This window comes from Seohaeicola saemankumensis (assembly GCF_021021435.1).
Classification (GTDB): domain Bacteria; phylum Pseudomonadota; class Alphaproteobacteria; order Rhodobacterales; family Rhodobacteraceae; genus Seohaeicola.
Genome location: NZ_JAINWI010000003.1, coordinates 71,263 through 86,455 on the forward strand (window position 1 = coordinate 71,263; position 15,193 = coordinate 86,455).

19 protein-coding genes are annotated in these 15,193 nt (G+C 63.1%); 17 read left to right on the top strand and 2 right to left on the bottom strand.

The window, feature by feature from the left end; translation table 11 throughout:
• Positions 1-46: 46 nt before the first annotated feature.
• The 17 genes from K7H22_RS00485 to cysE all read left to right on the top strand — a co-directional run bounded on the left by K7H22_RS00485 (position 47) and on the right by cysE (position 13,578).
• Positions 47-1,249 carry a phage portal protein gene (locus K7H22_RS00485; RefSeq protein WP_230798554.1) on the top strand — a complete coding sequence of 401 codons (1,203 nt, stop codon included), beginning with the start codon at positions 47-49 and terminating at the stop codon, positions 1,247-1,249.
• The gene (locus tag K7H22_RS00490; protein WP_230798555.1) at positions 1,246-1,512 is read left to right on the top strand and encodes a GTA head formation protein, RCAP_rcc01685 family; all 267 of its coding nucleotides are present in this window, start codon (positions 1,246-1,248) and stop codon (positions 1,510-1,512) included. Before K7H22_RS00485 ends, K7H22_RS00490 begins: the two co-directional genes overlap by 4 nt.
• An 11-nt stretch (positions 1,513-1,523) precedes the next feature.
• Entirely contained in the window at positions 1,524-2,081 is a 558-nt protein-coding gene (locus K7H22_RS00495; RefSeq protein ID WP_230798556.1) for an HK97 family phage prohead protease, read from the top strand.
• A gap of 51 nt (positions 2,082-2,132) precedes the next feature.
• The gene (locus K7H22_RS00500; RefSeq protein WP_230798952.1) at positions 2,133-3,332 is read left to right on the top strand and encodes a phage major capsid protein; all 1,200 of its coding nucleotides are present in this window, start codon (positions 2,133-2,135) and stop codon (positions 3,330-3,332) included.
• Positions 3,333-3,502: 170 nt separating this feature from the next.
• The gene (locus K7H22_RS00505) at positions 3,503-4,117 is read left to right on the top strand and encodes a head-tail connector protein (RefSeq protein WP_230798557.1); all 615 of its coding nucleotides are present in this window, start codon (positions 3,503-3,505) and stop codon (positions 4,115-4,117) included.
• Between the two features lie 35 nt (positions 4,118-4,152).
• Entirely contained in the window at positions 4,153-4,452 is a 300-nt protein-coding gene (locus tag K7H22_RS00510) for a head-tail adaptor protein (protein ID WP_230798558.1), read from the top strand.
• A complete protein-coding gene (locus K7H22_RS00515) occupies positions 4,449-4,859 on the top strand; it encodes a DUF3168 domain-containing protein (protein ID WP_230798559.1) in 411 nt (136 codons plus the stop codon). Before K7H22_RS00510 ends, K7H22_RS00515 begins: the two co-directional genes overlap by 4 nt.
• 24 nt (positions 4,860-4,883) lie before the next feature.
• Complete coding sequence (locus tag K7H22_RS00520; RefSeq protein ID WP_230798560.1) at positions 4,884-5,297, top strand: phage major tail protein, TP901-1 family; 414 nt, start codon at positions 4,884-4,886, stop codon at positions 5,295-5,297.
• A 1-nt stretch (position 5,298) separates the two neighbouring features.
• The gene (locus tag K7H22_RS00525; RefSeq protein ID WP_230798561.1) at positions 5,299-5,640 is read left to right on the top strand and encodes a gene transfer agent family protein; all 342 of its coding nucleotides are present in this window, start codon (positions 5,299-5,301) and stop codon (positions 5,638-5,640) included.
• A complete protein-coding gene (locus K7H22_RS00530; RefSeq protein WP_230798562.1) occupies positions 5,637-5,852 on the top strand; it encodes a rcc01693 family protein in 216 nt (71 codons plus the stop codon). Before K7H22_RS00525 ends, K7H22_RS00530 begins: the two co-directional genes overlap by 4 nt.
• A complete protein-coding gene (locus K7H22_RS00535) occupies positions 5,845-6,504 on the top strand; it encodes a phage tail tape measure protein (RefSeq protein ID WP_230798563.1) in 660 nt (219 codons plus the stop codon). The genes K7H22_RS00530 and K7H22_RS00535 overlap by 8 nt, the downstream gene beginning before the upstream one ends.
• Before the next feature lie 18 nt (positions 6,505-6,522).
• Complete coding sequence (locus K7H22_RS00540; protein ID WP_230798564.1) at positions 6,523-7,155, top strand: DUF2460 domain-containing protein; 633 nt, start codon at positions 6,523-6,525, stop codon at positions 7,153-7,155.
• Positions 7,152-8,030: a DUF2163 domain-containing protein gene (locus K7H22_RS00545; protein ID WP_230798565.1), complete on the top strand. Its 879-nt coding sequence runs from the start codon at positions 7,152-7,154 to the stop codon at positions 8,028-8,030. Before K7H22_RS00540 ends, K7H22_RS00545 begins: the two co-directional genes overlap by 4 nt.
• Positions 8,027-8,470: a peptidase gene (locus K7H22_RS00550; protein WP_230798566.1), complete on the top strand. Its 444-nt coding sequence runs from the start codon at positions 8,027-8,029 to the stop codon at positions 8,468-8,470. The genes K7H22_RS00545 and K7H22_RS00550 overlap by 4 nt, the downstream gene beginning before the upstream one ends.
• Complete coding sequence (locus tag K7H22_RS00555; protein WP_230798567.1) at positions 8,470-12,393, top strand: baseplate multidomain protein megatron; 3,924 nt, start codon at positions 8,470-8,472, stop codon at positions 12,391-12,393. Before K7H22_RS00550 ends, K7H22_RS00555 begins: the two co-directional genes overlap by 1 nt.
• On the top strand, positions 12,393-12,674 hold the full coding sequence (locus K7H22_RS00560; RefSeq protein WP_230798568.1) for a hypothetical protein: 282 nt from the start codon (positions 12,393-12,395) through the stop codon (positions 12,672-12,674). Before K7H22_RS00555 ends, K7H22_RS00560 begins: the two co-directional genes overlap by 1 nt.
• 94 nt (positions 12,675-12,768) lie before the next feature.
• Positions 12,769-13,578: a serine O-acetyltransferase gene (gene cysE / locus K7H22_RS00565; RefSeq protein WP_230798569.1), complete on the top strand. Its 810-nt coding sequence runs from the start codon at positions 12,769-12,771 to the stop codon at positions 13,576-13,578.
• Positions 13,579-13,615: 37 nt separating this feature from the next.
• Here cysE and K7H22_RS00570 read toward each other — a convergent pair whose 3' ends face one another.
• Both K7H22_RS00570 and K7H22_RS00575 read right to left on the bottom strand, forming a co-directional pair.
• A complete protein-coding gene (locus K7H22_RS00570) occupies positions 13,616-14,485 on the bottom strand; it encodes a Hint domain-containing protein (RefSeq protein ID WP_230798570.1) in 870 nt (289 codons plus the stop codon).
• A 2-nt stretch (positions 14,486-14,487) separates the two neighbouring features.
• A complete protein-coding gene (locus K7H22_RS00575) occupies positions 14,488-15,096 on the bottom strand; it encodes a toxin-activating lysine-acyltransferase (protein ID WP_230798571.1) in 609 nt (202 codons plus the stop codon).
• Positions 15,097-15,193: the final 97 nt, after the last annotated feature.

Below are 15,193 nucleotides of genomic sequence, written 5' to 3' on the forward strand. Positions count from 1 at the left end.
GGGTGGCGAAAGACCCCCGAGAGCGCGCCGGATCAGGGAGTGTGGCATGGTTTTTCAGTTTCTCAAGCGCGACGCGGTGCAGACCGTTCCCGAATGCAAGTCCAGTGCCACCGCTCCGGTTGTTGCCTTTCAGGGGGCAGGTCGCGTCGCCTGGAGCCCGCGTGACACGGCATCATTGACGCGCACAGGCTATACCGGCAATCCGGTCGGTTTCCGCTGCATCAAGATGTTGTCCGAAGCAGCTGCAGCCCTGCCGCTGGTCCTGCAGACAAACGGCCAGCGGTTCGAGACACATCCGGTTCTGGCGCTGCTGGGCAACCCCAACCCCGCGCAGGGCCGCGCCGAACTGCTTGAGGCGCTCTATGCCCAACTGCTTCTGACCGGAAATGCCTATCTGGAACTGGTCACCACCGAAACCGGTGCGCTGTCGGAACTGCATGTGCTGCGCTCTGACCGGATGAGCCTGATCCCCGGCGCGGATGGATGGCCTGTCGCCTATGACTACACTGTCGGCGGGCGTAAGCACCGCTTCGACGTAACGGGACTTCTCTGTCCGATCTGCCATATCAAAAGCTTCCATCCACAGGATGACCATTATGGCTTTTCGCCACTGCAGGCGGCGGCGCAGGCGCTGGATGTCCACAATGCGGCAAGCCGCTGGTCCAAGGCGCTTCTGGACAACGCCGCGCGTCCGTCAGGGGCCATCGTCTATCGCGGTGCCGAGGGGCAGGGCAGTCTGAGCAGCGATCAGTATGACCGCCTGGTCTCGGAAATGGAAAACCACCATCAGGGGGCGCGTAACGCAGGCCGCCCGATGCTGCTGGAGGGCGGGTTGGACTGGAAGCCGATGGGGTTTTCGCCCTCGGACATGGAGTTCCAGCAGACCAAGGAAAGTGCCGCGCGCGAGATCGCCTTGGCCTTCGGTGTGCCGCCGATGCTGCTGGGCATTCCCGGAGATGCGACATTCGCCAATTATCAGGAAGCCAACCGCGCGCTTTACCGTCTGACGGTCTTGCCGATGGCTACCCGCGTTGTGGCCAGCCTTGCCGAATGGCTGTCACGCTTCACTGGCGAGGCGCTGGACCTGCATCCCGATCTGGATCAGGTGCCCGCATTGGCCAGCGAGCGCGAGTCGCAATGGCGCCGCGTCGCCGAGGCGGATTTTCTCAATGACGCTGAAAAGCGCCTTCTGCTGGGGCTTCCTGCGCGTCTGGCTGCGGATGACAGCGGTGACGAGGGGCAAAGATGACCGATCCCCGTGCCAGTTCGCGCGAAACTGCCCGCTATGGGTTCGAGGCTTTCGATTGCGCGCCTGCCTTGCGTTTGGAGGCCCATGAGCGGGTGTCGAGCCTGCATATTGAAGGCCTGAACCGGCGAGCCGAAAAGCTGGAGGCGCTGGTCGAGAAACTGGAGAAACGGCTTTGGCTGGCGGTCTATGGCGTTGTCGCCGTGGTTCTGGCGCAGGCTGTCCAGTCGGTTCTGGGTGCGGTCCCGCTGGTGGGACTGCCATGAGAGGAGAGGCGATGGATACGGGACTGGAGCACAAGTTTTGCCGCCCCGAGGTCGGATTGACGCTGACCGGAGATGCGGCAGGACTGCTGATCGAAGGCTATGCCAGCCTGTTCGATGCGCCCGATCAGGGCGGCGATGTTGTGGCGCGCGGTGCCTATGCGACCTGTCTCAAGGCGATGGAGGCACAGGGGCGGCGCGTCAGGATGCTCTGGCAGCATGATCCGGCGCAGCCCATCGGCATCTGGGACGAGGTGGTCGAGGATGCGCGCGGCCTGCGTGTCAAGGGACGGCTGCTGGACTGCGTCGCACAAGGGCGCGAGGCCGCAGCCTTGATCGCCGCTGGCGCGATCGAGGGTCTGTCGATCGGCTATCGCACGATCCGCTCGGCCAAAACCGAAAAGGGCCAGCGGCTACTGACCGAGCTTGATCTGTGGGAAGTGTCCCTTGTGACGTTTCCGATGCTGCCTTCGGCCAAGGTATCCGCCAAGAGCGACATGCCGGTGGATGACGGGCTGCGCGATCTGGTGGCCCTGTTTCAATCCGGCCGCGCGATGCTGACGAAAGACTGATCCGGCTAGGATCATCACAACGGGAGAACCACAAATATGACAACCGAGCCCATGCCTCGGACCGGGGAAGGTCTGTCCGATGACCTGCCTTCTTCCTCCGGAACGCAATCCGATCTGAAAGCCGCTGTAGCAGGTTTTATGAGCGATATCAAAGGCTTTCGTGTCGATATTCACAACCGACTTCAACAGCAGGAAGAGCGACTGACCATGCTTGATCAAAAATCTTATCCGCCACGCGCCAGAACATCGCGTCCCGCCTTGTCGGCCCAGTCCGAGGGCGAGGCCCCGCATCAGAAGGCCTTTGCCGCCTATTTGCGCTCGGGCGATGATGACGGTTTGCGCGGTCTGGTTCTGGACAGCAAGGCGATGAACGCGGCCGTGGCGGGCGATGGCGGCTATCTGGTCGATCCCGAAACCGCGCAGCGTATCCACTCGGTGCTGACATCGGGCGCATCGGTCCGCGCTATTGCCAATGTCGTGCAGGTCGAGGCCACATCATACGACGTGCTGGTCGATCACTCCGATATCGGTCATGGTTGGGCCACCGAAACCGGCAGCACGGTCGAGACCGGCACGCCGGTGATCGACCGCATCACCATCCCGCTGCACGAGTTGAGCGCACTACCCAAGGCTAGCCAGCGCCTGCTGGATGACAGCGCGTTCGATCTGGAAGGCTGGCTTGCGGGCCGTGTCGCCGACCGCTTCGCCCGCGCCGAGGCGGCTGCTTTTGTCAGCGGCAACGGCATCGACAAGCCGCGCGGATTTTTGACCCACGCCACGATTGACAACGACATCTGGGTCTGGGGCAGTCTGGGCACCGTGCCGACAGGGGCGGATGGCGCCTTTGACGGGGCTGATGCCATCGTCGATCTGGTCTATGCGCTGGGGGCGGCCTACCGCGCGCGCGCGGTCTTCGTGATGAACTCGAAAACCGCGGGCGCAGTGCGCAAGATGAAAGACAATGACGGTCGCTTCCTGTGGTCTGACGGTCTGGCTGCGGCGGAACCTGCGCGATTGCTGGGATACCCTGTCCTGATTGCCGAGGATATGCCTGATATCGCGAGCGGCAGCCATGCCATCGCCTTTGGCGACTTTGCGGCAGGCTATACGATTGCCGAACGTCCCGATCTGCGGGTGTTGCGCGATCCGTTCAGTGCCAAGCCGCATGTGCTGTTCTATGCCACCAAGCGCGTCGGCGGTGATGTGAGCGATTTTGCGGCGATCAAATTGCTGCGCTTCGCCGCGGCCTGACGCCTTCCAACGGAAGGCCGGACTATCGGTCTTTCGCCGCGCGCGCCGTGCTTTAACTGCGCTGTCCTGCTGCTTCCCCGTCCGGACATCGTAGACGGCGCGCGCATCCCCGCCCCAGCGGGCGGGGGCAGCGCTGAAGGGCCCAATGGCCAAAATATTGGAGATATTCCATGATGTTGACAGAAGACACCACGCTGCCCGCTTCTGTGCTGCCGCTGACAGCCTTCAAGGCGCATCTGCATCTGGGCACGGGGTTTACCGAGGCGAATCTTCAGGACGAACTGCTAGAAAGCTTCCTGCGTGCCGCCTTGGCTGCGATCGAGTCCAGAACCGGAAAGATCCTGCTGGAACGCGGCTTCGCGCTGGAACTGGCACAGTGGAGCGATCCAAGATGTCAACCGCTGCCTTTGGGGCCGGTGCGGCAGGTGACCGAAATGGTTTTGCGCGATGCCCAAGGCATTGATGCGCCTGTCTCGCCTGCGTTCTGGCGTCTGGACAAGGATCTGCAACAACCCTGCCTGCGCGCTCCGGGAGGGGTCTTGCCGACGGTTCCGCATGGCGGGCGGGTGATCTTGCGTTTGCAAGCGGGCATGGCCGCCACGTGGGGGGAATTGCCCGCAGATTTGGCGCAGGCGGTTTTGATGCTGGCGGCGCATTTCTACGAATACCGGCAGGATACCGGTCTGGGCACGGGTTGCATGCCCTTCGGCGTGTCCAGCCTGATCGAGCGGTATCGCAACATCCGTCTGTCACTTGGGGCTGCATCCCCGCGCGGTGCGCTATGAGGGTGCCTTTGCTACGCCGCCGTATGGTGCTGGAAATGCCCCGGCGCAGCGCGGACGGGGCGGGCGGTTTTGTCCAGCATTGGCAAGCTTTGGGCGAGGTTTGGGTGGCCGTCACAGCGCTACAGGGGCGCGACACTGTGGTCGGGGCGGCCGCGATGTCGCAAGCCGCGCAGCGGATCGTGCTACGCGCTTCCCCCGAAGGATCGCCCATGCGTCCGCGCCCCGATCACCGCCTGCGTGAAGGCGCGCGTATTTTCACCATTCTGGCTGTTGGCGCCTATGACCCAGCCGGACGTTACCTGACCTGTTTCACCCGTGAGGAGGTGGCGCGATGAGCTATGCCAGTGCTGCGGCCCTCCAACAGGCAGTTTTCGCCCATCTTTCCACAGATCCGGCAGTGAGTGCCGCCCTTGACGGTGCGATCTTCGATGCCCTGCCAGCCGGAACGGTCCCACCGCTTTACCTGAGCCTCGGCCCCGAGGTGGCGCGCGATCTGTCCGATCACTCTGCAGCCGGTGCGGAGCATGATTTCACTCTCTCGTTAATCGCCGATGCGGCGGGGTTCCAGCAGGCAAAGCTGGCGGCAGCAAGCGTATGTGATGCGCTGGCGGCCCCCGATCTTGTGCTGGCACGGGGGCGGCTTGTGTCGTTGCGGTTCATCCGCGCCACGGCGAAGCGTGACGGCGCGGGCCAGCGGCGGCGGATTGATCTGACCTTCCGCGCCCGTCTGGACGACATCTGAAACCAACAAACGAAAGGGGTCGCCATGGGTGCCCAGAACGGCAAGGATCTATTGGTCAAAGTGGATCTGACCGGCGACGGACAGTTCGCTACATTGGCGGGGCTGCGCGCCACGCGGGTCAGCTTCAACGCCGAAAGCGTCGATGTAACCACGCTGGAAAGTCAGGGTGGCTGGCGCGAATTGCTGGCAGGTGCCGGCGTCAAGTCGGCCGCGATCAGCGGTTCGGGCGTGTTTCGCGATGCGGCCAGCGATGAGCGCGCGCGCCAGATCTTCTTTGACGGCGAGACACCTGCCTTCCAGATCGTAATCCCCGATTTCGGCATCGTCGAAGGCGCGTTCCAACTGACCAGCATCGACTATGCAGGCACGCATAACGGTGAGGCGACCTACGAGGTTGCGCTGGCCTCGGCCGGTGCGCTTGTGTTTACGGCGCTCTGACATGGAGGGTGGCGGCTGCAATCCCTGGGCGGGCGAAGTGGTCCTTGTCATCAACGGCCAGCGCCATGTGCTGAAGTTGACGCTGGGCGCATTGGCAGAGCTTGAGGCGGGCTTGGGCGAGGATAGTCTTGTCGCGCTGGTCACCCGTTTTGAGGGTGGCAATTTCTCAAGCCGCGATGTGCTGGCACTGGTTGTTGCAGGGCTGCGCGGTGGTGGCTGGCAAGGCGCGCCCGCCGATCTGATCCGCGCCGAGATTGCGGGCGGCCCGATGGCGGCTGCCCGTGCCGCCGCCACGCTTCTGGTGCGCGCCTTCAGCCTGCCGGATGCGGAGGGCGCTGCATGAACCGCATGGACTGGCCCGTCCTGATGCGTGCAGGGCTGCGCGGTTTGCACCTGAGCCCCGCCTCCTTCTGGGCGCTGACACCTGCCGAACTGGCGCTGCTGCTGGGGAAGGGGGGCGCGCAGGCCCCGATGGGACGCGGCGGGCTGGACCGGCTGATGCAGATCTATCCCGATCCGGCGTCCGGTTCATTGAAAGGACAGCAAGATGACTGATTTCGACGCGATGGGCAGCCTTCAGGATCAGGTCACGGCGCTTGATACCAGCTTTGGCGCTGCCGCCAATGTGGCAGGCGCCTTTGACAACGAATTACAACGCATGCGCCGTGCGCTGGCCGATACAGGGCGTGATCTGGGCACGCTTGAACGGGGTTTCAGTGGCGGATTGCGCCGTGCCTTCGACGGGCTGGCCTTTGACGGAATGAAACTGTCAGACGCGCTGAAAACCGTTGCGTCAAGCATGGTTAATACCACCTACCAGTCAGCGCTGCGTCCGGTGACCGACCATATGGGCGGTCTTTTGTCCAAGGGGATCGGGTCGCTGATGGGCGGGCTGTTGCCCTTCGCGCAGGGCGGCAGCTTTGCCCAGGGCCGCGTCATGCCCTTTGCCAGTGGCGGGATCGTCACCAGCCCCACGACCTTCCCGATGCGCGGCGGTATGGGCCTGATGGGTGAAGCAGGACCAGAGGCGATCATACCGCTGGCGCGCGGTCCGGATGGCAAGCTTGGCGTGCGCGGTGGCGGCGGACGTCGGGTCAATGTCGTGATCAATATCCAGACACCTGATGTCGCGGGTTTTGAACGCTCGCAATCGCAGATCGCGGCGCAGATGTCGCGCCTGCTGGGACAGGGCCAGCGCAACCGCTAATCCATGAGGTATCAAGCCATGAGCTTTCACGAGGTGCGATTTCCCGCCAGCCTGAGTTTCGGATCACTGGGTGGCCCCGAGCGGCGCACCGATATCGTCACCCTCGCCAACGGGTTCGAGGAACGCAATACGCCATGGGCCCATTCGCGGCGGCGCTATGATGCGGGCCTCGGGTTGCGCTCGCTGGATGATGTGGAACGCCTGATCGCTTTTTTCGAGGCGCGTCAGGCGCAGATGTATGCCTTTCGCTGGAAGGACTGGGCCGATTTCCGCTCCTGTCTGCCTTCGGCCACCCTGTCGCCCGACGATCAGGTCATTGCCCGCGCCGACGGGGTGACGCGGCAGTTCCAACTGATCAAGACCTACCGTTCCGGCGAACAGGCCTATGCGCGCCCCATCGCCAAGCCGGTCCTTGGCACCGTGACTTTGGGGATCGAGGGCACACGGCTTTATGAAGGCGTCGATTTCGAGGTCGATCTGACCACCGGACGTGTCAGCCTGACCGAAGCGCCGACTGCGGGTCTGGAGATTACAGCAGGCTTCGAATTCGACGTACCCGTGCGCTTTGACACAGACCGGATTGCCACCAGCGTCGCCAGCTTTCAGGCGGGCGAGGTGCCGCGCGTGCCGGTACTGGAGGTGCGTCTATGAGGGCGGAACTGGCGCAGCATCTGGCAGGCGGTCTGACAACGCTGTGTCACGCATGGGCGGTAACGCGCACCGATGCTGTTGTCTTCGGCTTTACCGACCACGATCTGGATCTGGCCTTTGACGGGATCACCTTCAAAGCGGATAGCGGCCTGTCCGCGCGCGCTTTGCAACAGGCCACCGGTCTGTCCGTGGACAATACCGAGGCACTGGGCGCGCTCAGCGATGCAGCGATCAGCGAGGCGGACATCCTTGCAGGTCGCTTTGACGGGGCCGAGGTGCGTTGCTGGCGCCTCAACTGGACCGATCCGGCACAGCGCCAATTGCAGTTTCGCGGCACCATCGGAGAAATGCGGCACAGCGGGAACAGCTTTACCGCCGAATTGCGCGGCCTGACTGAGGCGCTCAACAGGCCCTTGGGGCGCATTTATCAAAAGTCCTGCACTGCTGTGCTGGGCGATGCCGCCTGCGGCGTCGATCTGTCCGGCCCCGCGCATTTGCTGCAATTGCCTGTTGTCAGCGTGCAGGAAGGCCGCATCTTGTGCCTGTCGGGGATTGGGCCTCAGGCTACAGGCTGGTTCCAGCGCGGGTTGTTGCGGGTGATAAACGGGACGGCGCAGGGCCTGACCGGTGCGATCAAAAGCGATACCCTCAAGGGTAGCGAACGCCTGATCGAGCTATGGGAACCGCTGCGCGCAGCATTGGCGCAGGATGACGTGGTCGAACTCCACAGCGGATGCGACAAGCGCTTTGCGACCTGTGCCCGTAAATTTGACAACTTGGTGAATTTCCAAGGCTTCCCCGACCTTCCGGGCGATGGTTGGATGATGGTCGCGCCGGCGCAATCGGGTCGCTTGAACGGGGGATCGCGCCGATGACAACGCGTCATGACGACCGCGTCGTGACCGCTGCGCGGGACTGGATCGGCACACCCTACCGGCATCAGGCCTCGCTCAAAGGGGTAGGATGTGACTGTCTGGGCCTGATTCGTGGCCTCTGGCGCGAACTGGTCGGACCCGAACCCGCAACCGTGCCGCCCTATGCGCCCGACTGGTCCGAAACGCAGGGGCAGGAATGGCTGATGCAGGCGATGATGCAGCATTTTCCTTCTGCGGTGGCAGATCAAGCCGGCAATGTGGTGCTGTTCCGCATGCGGTCGGGCGCGGTGGCGAAACATCTTGGGATTGCCACAGACAGCCCGTCCGGTCCCGCCGTTATCCACGCCTATTCCGGTCGCGTGGTATGCGAGACCCCGCTTTGTAGCGCGTGGCAAAGGCGGATCGTGGCACGCTTCAATTTTCCTGAAAGGGTCCTGTGATGGCAACCATCCTTCTATCCGCAGCCGGCGGGGCCATTGGCGGCTCGATCGGCGGCACGGCCCTTGGTCTGTCGATGGTCGCTGTAGGGCGGCTGGTCGGGGCCACGCTTGGACGGGCGATCGACCAGCGCCTTCTGGGGCATGGCGCACAAGCGGTCGAGACCGGGCGCGTCGACCGTTTGCGCCTGACCGGATCGGGCGAGGGCGAGGCGATAGCCCGTATCTATGGCCGTATGCGGGTCGCAGGGCATGTCATCTGGGCCAGCAACTTCAAGGAAACCGTCACCGTGACCCGCAGCGGCGGTGGCAAGGGCAGCCCGAAGGTGACGCAAACCGTCTATGGCTACAGCATCAGCATCGCTATCGCTCTGTGCGAGGGCGTGATCAGCGGCGTGCCGCGCGTCTGGGCCGATGGCACGGAAATGGCGCTGCGCGATCTGAATATGCGCGTGCACCGCGGCACGGCACAACAACAACCCGATCCGCTGATCAGTGCAATTGAAGGTGCGGGGCAGGTGCCCGCCTATCGCGGCACGGCCTATGTAGTGTTCGAGGATCTGGCGCTGGAGCGATTCGGCAACCGCGTCCCGCAATTCGAATTCGAGGTGCTGCGCCCCGACCAGCGTGGCCCCGATGCCGCCGACCCCGATCCCGCCGATCTGGTACGAGCGGTCGCAATGATGCCTGGCAGCGGTGAATATGCGCTGGCCGACACCCCAGTCAGTTATGTTTTCGGTCCCGGACACTCCCGCAGCGCCAATATCAACACGCCTGCCGGACAGGCCGATCTTGTCACCTCTCTGGACCGTCTGCGGATCGAGGCGCCGCATTGTCGCGCGACATCGCTGATCGTCAGTTGGTTCGGCAACGATCTGCGCTGTGGCAGTTGCACGATCCGGCCAAAGGTCGAACAGGCGCAAGTGGACGGGCGGGAAATGCCGTGGTCCGTGTCTGGCGTCACGCGTCCACAAGCGCAGGTGATCGCGCAACTGGACGGACGGCCTGTCTATGGCGGTACGCCCGCTGATGCCTCGGTCGTTGCGGCGATCCGGCGTTTGCGGGCCGAAGGACAGGCGGTGATGGTCTATCCCTTTATCCTGATGGATCAACTGGCGGGCAACGGACGTCCCGATCCCTATAGCAACGCCGCAGACCAGCCTGTTCTGCCGTGGCGGGGGCGCATCACGGGGTCCAAGGCACCGCAGCAGGATGGCTCTCCCGATGGCACAGCGCAGGCCGAGGCCGAAGTGGCGGCGTTCTTCGGTAATGCGACCGCCGCCCATTTCACCGTCACAGCGGGGCAGGTGACCTATCATGGTCCCGACCAATGGCGCTATAACCGCTTTATCTTGCATCACGCGGCCCTCTGTGCAGCGGCGGGCGGCGTCGACAGTTTCTGCATAGGCTCCGAAATGCGCGGCCTGACGCAGTTGCGCGGGCCGGATAACAGTTTTCCCGCTGTCGCCGCCCTGCGTGCCCTGGCGGGACAGGTGCGGGCCATTCTGGGGCCGACGGTCAAGATCAGCTATGCCGCTGATTGGTCGGAATATTTCGGCTATCAGCCACAAGATGGCAGCGGCGACCGGTTCTTTCATCTTGACCCGCTCTGGGCCGATCCGGACATCGACTTTGTCGGAATCGACAATTACATGCCGCTCTCCGATTGGCGCGACGGGCGGGACCATGCCGATGCAGCTTGGCAATCCATCTACAACCCCGCTTATCTGCGCGCCAATATCGAAGGTGGCGAGGGCTATGACTGGTTCTATCACTCGGCCGAGGCGAAAGCCGCGCAGATTCGCACCCCGATCACGGATGACGCGCATCAAGAGCCGTGGATCTGGCGCTACAAGGATATCCGCAACTGGTGGGCCAATTCCCATCACGAGCGTGTCGGCGGACAGCGCAGCCCGCAGCCCACGGCATGGGTGCCGCAGTCCAAGCCTTTATGGTTTACCGAACTCGGTTGCGCGGCGGTGGACAAGGCCACCAACCAGCCCAATCTGTTCCTTGATCCGAAATCCTCGGAATCCTATCTGCCCGCTTTTTCCAACGGTCAGCGGGACGAGGTGATCCAAATGCAATATCTGCGCGCCATGCTGGGCTATTGGCGCGATCCGGCCAATAACCCAGTCTCGCCGCTCTATGGCGCCCCGATGCTGGATATGTCTCGCGCCTTTGTCTGGGCGTGGGACGCGCGGCCCTATCCGTTCTTTCCGGCCAATGGCGCGCTTTGGGGGGATGCTGCCAACTATGCGCGCGGGCACTGGGTGTCGGGACGGTTGGGATCGCGCTCGCTGGCCTCGGTCGTTGACGAAATCTGCACCAGCGCGGGCTTGAAGGGGCAAGACATATCGACCCTGCATGGGATCGTGCGCGGCTATGCCGTGGCGCAGGTGGCAGATGCCCGTGCGGCCTTGCAACCTTTGATGCTGGCCTTTGGCTTTGACGCTGTTGAACGTGACGGAACGCTGCGCTTTGTCATGCGCCGCGACGGACAGGCGCATGCCGTGTCCCCTGAATATCTGGCAGATCTGCCGGACAGCCCCGCACAGGCGCAGCATGTTCGCAGTGCCGAAGCTAATATGACCGGCCGTGTCAGACTGCGTTTCGTGCAGGCCGGTACCGATTATGACCCCGTCGCGGAAGAGGCTGTTCTGCCGGATGAGGCCACCCATGCCGTAGCCGCGTCGGAACTGCCGCTTGTGCTGACCCGTGCCGAGGGGCGCCAGATTGCCGAACGCTGGCTGGCCGAGGCGCGGATCGCGCGTGATACAGTGCGACTGGCCTTGCCTCCTTCGCTTTCGCATCTGGGGGCGGGTGACCTGCTGACGCTGCAAGGCGACAACACCGGCGCGCAATACCGGATCGACACTGTCGAACTGGGCCATGCCCAGTTGGTCGAGGCTGTGCGGGTCGAACCAGCGAACCACCAGCCCGCGGCGCTTGAGGACGAGGCCGTGGCTGTCCGGCCCTTTACAGCGCCGCTGCCGGTCCTTGGCCTGTTTCTGGACCTGCCCCTGATGACGGGCGACGAGACCCCCCATGCGCCGCATATCGCTGTCACCGCCGATCCCTGGCCGGGGCCGGTCGCGCTTTATGCTGCACCGACCGAGGCGGGCTTTACCCTGAACCATGTGATCCAGCGCCCCTCAATCATCGGGGTGACACAGGACGCGCTGGGCGCAGGTCGACCGGGGGTGCTGGACCGTGCTGCGTCGGTCACGGTCAAACTGTCCTCGGGCCGACTTGACGCCATCGACATGCCCACATTGCTGGCAGGCGGCAATCTGGCCGCAATCGGCGATGGTACGGCAGACCGCTGGGAGGTGCTGCAATTCGCCGGTGTCACGCTGGTCGGAACCGATACCTACCGTCTGTCGCTTCTGTTGCGCGGGCAATTGGGCAGCGATGCGGTGATGCCCGGTGTCTGGCCTGCGGGCAGCCTATTCGTGCTATTGGATGGCACGCCCGAACAGATCGCCTTGCCCGCGTCAGCCCGTGGGCAGTTGCGCTACTACCGGATCGGTCCTGCCGCTCAGGGGCTGGATGATCCGTCATTCACTCCTATCCAGCAGGCCTTTGACGGGATCGGTCTGAAACCCTATGCGCCTGTCCATCTGCGTGCGGTGGCGGATGCAAGTGGCGCGCTGGCCGTCACATGGATACGCCGCGGCCGTATCGACGCGGATGGATGGGACGCACCGGATATCCCGTTGGGCGAGGAGGCCGAGGTTTACCATCTGCAGGTGATACAAGGCACGACGGTCAGGCGCACAGTCGTCCTGACGGTTCCGCAGTGGCATTATAGCGCCGACGAGCGGCTTTCAGACGGGGTGCAGGGCGCATTCCGGATCGAGGTGGCGCAGGTCTCGGCACGGGTAGGGCAGGGTTATACTGCCGGTGTGGACCTGACCCTGTAATGCAGCGGGTGATGCATGGCGATCTGACAGCGCTGGCGCGGCATTTGCTGACGGTACCACCGGCACAGCGCTGGGCTGCCTGCCGGTCCTTGATCACGCAGGCCGATGCCGCTGACCGCTACCGCAAACGCTTTGGCCGCGCGCATCCGCATTGGGGCAATGGCACCCTGATGGCAGCTGCGCGGCGCGCGCCCCTGCCGACCGAGCCCCCATTGAACGATCCTGCCTATGCAAGTTGCCTGATCCTTGCGCTGACCGCCCTTTCGCAAAGAGCATCCTAGATCAAGCCATGGGCAAAATTTTTCAACTGCACGGCTTTGCGTTTGGCCTGCCATGCCTATTTGGTTTATCATGGCCGCGAAGAGGACCCGAACCATGCCAAAGACCCAGACAAAACTCGCGCAGATCGACCCGGTCTGGAACCGTATCCTGACCGAGGCGCAGAAGGCCGTGCAGGATGAACCCATGCTGGGCGGTCTGATCCATTCCAGTGTGTTGCATCACGGCTCAATCGAATGCGCGCTGGCCTATCGCACAGCGTTGAAGCTGGCTTCGGGAGAGATGTCGGAGCAGTTGATCCGCGAGATCTGCGACGAGGCCTATGGCGCTGATCCCGCGCTGGCGCTTGCCGCGCGCGCCGATATCATGGCCGTATTCGACCGCGACCCCGCCTGCCACCGTTTCCTGCAGCCCTTGTTGTTTTTCAAGGGCTTTCAAGCAGTGCAAGCCTATCGCGTCGCGCATTGGCTCTGGACTACGGGGCGTCAGGATCTGGCCTATTTCTTTCAGATGCGTGTGTCCGAGGCTTTTGGCGTCGATATCCATCCTGCCGCCCGTATCGGCAAAGGCATCATGATCGACCACGCCCATTCGATCGTGATCGGGGAAACTGCAGTCGTGGGCGACAATGTCTCGATGCTGCACTCGGTGACCCTTGGCGGCACCGGCAAGGAAGAGGAAGACCGCCACCCCAAGATCGGGGACGGTGTGCTGATCGGGGCAGGGGCGAAGGTGCTGGGCAACATCCATATTGGACGCTGCTCTCGGATTGCCGCAGGCTCTGTCGTGCTGCATGATGTGCCGCCCAAGACGACCGTGGCCGGTGTCCCTGCCAAGGTCGTGGGCGAGGCGGGATGCGCCACGCCGTCGATCACAATGGACCAGTTGCTGCGCGGCAGCCTGTGATCCTCTGAACAACGCAAAAGGCTGATCCCGCAGGGGATCAGCTTGCGATCAGTTCCGACAGAACACGCCCCTCGAACCGCCGCCCTTGCGGGCGGGCCGACAGTGTGGCACGCGCCCAACGGGCAGGGTTGCGGCTTTGCAGATCGCGGCTCCATGCGGCGACCTCCGGGATGGCGCTGGCCCATTCACCCCCTGCAAAAAAGCTCTCCGAGGGGGCACCTTCCGAAAACAGGATGTGGTGCTGCGCCAGCAGGATATGGAAATACGTCACCTCGTCACAAGGCGCGCGCAGGATCGTGGTCTCATTGATCAGATGGATGGCGGGCACCAGAAGTTCCGGCTCTCCGCTATGCAACTCGGTCAAGGGGGCCGACATCAGCATCCGGTGCTGCGGCGAGACAAAGAGATCGGCACGGTTGCCCAATGCACCTGCCTTGATCAATACCGGTGCATCTTCGCCGCGTCCGCAAACTGTCCGGCTTCCTGTCCAGATAACCGGCTGAACCCCTGCATCCAGCGTCATGACCATGTCACCGGCGCGCAGGTCCTCGACCGGCTTGGGTCCGTCGGGCGTATCTATCCTTGTGCCAAGGGCGAAACAGGGCACGCCGGTGATCGTGATGGTGATGGTCTGGAAATCGTCACCGTTCGAGGTCAGGCGCACCACGAATGTATCGGTCATCGTTTCGCCCGCATCCAGCGCATCCACCGCCGGATTGCTGTCATCCAGTACATAGGTCCATTGGCCGCTGCCGTTGATCGTGGCCGATCCGTAGGTCGGCGCGGCCGAAATACTCCATGTATCGGCAAAGCCGTTGCCATTATCCGTCAAGGTACCTGTGGCTGTCGAAACCGTCTTTTCCGTCACACTGCCCGTGGTGGTGCCGACAATATTGGGTGCGCCCATTTTCAGACTCCTTCCTGTTCCAGCAGCTCGCGGAATTGGTTGACCCCGTAAGAATTCACCGCCACCGCTGTTTCACCCGCAGCGCGGCTCCATTGCACAATTCGGTACCGGTCGCCCGCCTTGTTGTGCCAAAGCGTCCGCACACGCGTCAGATCGGGGTTCTGGGTCAGCAATGGCACAATCTCTTCGACATGACCGAAGGGGGCGACGAAGTCGATCAGCCAGACCGACGACCCGCTGGTCCAGTCCTCTGGCGCGAGCGGGCGATGCTCTACGGCAAAACCGGCCTCGGCCTGCGGCGACAATCCTGCCCATGTGATGAATGCCCGTGGAAACCCGTTGGCGCGGAACATCTTGTAATGACCCAGACGCAGGGGCGGTTCGAAATAATGCATCATGCGCGCGACTGTCTGTGCGCGGTGGTAATTGGTCAGCCCTGCCAGAAAACTCATGGCACCGTAATCGGCCAACCTGTCTTGCGGGATGTCGAACCAGTCCGCAGGATAGCTTGCCGCGGCATGCGAAGATTCTGGCCCCTGATTTCGCATCTCCGCGAAATGGCGCAACGTCTTGCGGAAAAACCGCTCGTTTTCGGGTTCGAGTGTGCCCATTGCCTGTGTTGTGCCGCCCTGTAGGTTCGCCCTGCTTGATGGTCCGGCACCATTCCTTTTTTCTACTCTGCGCAAACGATAGTCAAAGAAGGCTACT

Coding starts and splice junctions, on each gene's coding strand:
- K7H22_RS00530 (WP_230798562.1), top strand. CDS start 5,637: ATGAACCGCATGGACTGGCCCGTCCTGATGCGTGCAGGGCTGCGCGGT.
- K7H22_RS00545 (WP_230798565.1), top strand. CDS start 7,152: ATGAGGGCGGAACTGGCGCAGCATCTGGCAGGCGGTCTGACAACGCTG.
- K7H22_RS00500 (WP_230798952.1), top strand. CDS start 2,133: ATGCCTCGGACCGGGGAAGGTCTGTCCGATGACCTGCCTTCTTCCTCC.
- K7H22_RS00560 (WP_230798568.1), top strand. CDS start 12,393: ATGCAGCGGGTGATGCATGGCGATCTGACAGCGCTGGCGCGGCATTTG.
- K7H22_RS00520 (WP_230798560.1), top strand. CDS start 4,884: ATGGGTGCCCAGAACGGCAAGGATCTATTGGTCAAAGTGGATCTGACC.
- K7H22_RS00515 (WP_230798559.1), top strand. CDS start 4,449: ATGAGCTATGCCAGTGCTGCGGCCCTCCAACAGGCAGTTTTCGCCCAT.
- K7H22_RS00510 (WP_230798558.1), top strand. CDS start 4,153: ATGCCCCGGCGCAGCGCGGACGGGGCGGGCGGTTTTGTCCAGCATTGG.
- K7H22_RS00570 (WP_230798570.1), bottom strand. CDS start 14,485: ATGGGCGCACCCAATATTGTCGGCACCACCACGGGCAGTGTGACGGAA.
- K7H22_RS00495 (WP_230798556.1), top strand. CDS start 1,524: ATGGATACGGGACTGGAGCACAAGTTTTGCCGCCCCGAGGTCGGATTG.
- K7H22_RS00485 (WP_230798554.1), top strand. CDS start 47: ATGGTTTTTCAGTTTCTCAAGCGCGACGCGGTGCAGACCGTTCCCGAA.
- cysE (WP_230798569.1), top strand. CDS start 12,769: ATGCCAAAGACCCAGACAAAACTCGCGCAGATCGACCCGGTCTGGAAC.
- K7H22_RS00525 (WP_230798561.1), top strand. CDS start 5,299: ATGGAGGGTGGCGGCTGCAATCCCTGGGCGGGCGAAGTGGTCCTTGTC.
- K7H22_RS00555 (WP_230798567.1), top strand. CDS start 8,470: ATGGCAACCATCCTTCTATCCGCAGCCGGCGGGGCCATTGGCGGCTCG.
- K7H22_RS00550 (WP_230798566.1), top strand. CDS start 8,027: ATGACAACGCGTCATGACGACCGCGTCGTGACCGCTGCGCGGGACTGG.
- K7H22_RS00540 (WP_230798564.1), top strand. CDS start 6,523: ATGAGCTTTCACGAGGTGCGATTTCCCGCCAGCCTGAGTTTCGGATCA.
- K7H22_RS00505 (WP_230798557.1), top strand. CDS start 3,503: ATGATGTTGACAGAAGACACCACGCTGCCCGCTTCTGTGCTGCCGCTG.
- K7H22_RS00535 (WP_230798563.1), top strand. CDS start 5,845: ATGACTGATTTCGACGCGATGGGCAGCCTTCAGGATCAGGTCACGGCG.
- K7H22_RS00490 (WP_230798555.1), top strand. CDS start 1,246: ATGACCGATCCCCGTGCCAGTTCGCGCGAAACTGCCCGCTATGGGTTC.
- K7H22_RS00575 (WP_230798571.1), bottom strand. CDS start 15,096: ATGGGCACACTCGAACCCGAAAACGAGCGGTTTTTCCGCAAGACGTTG.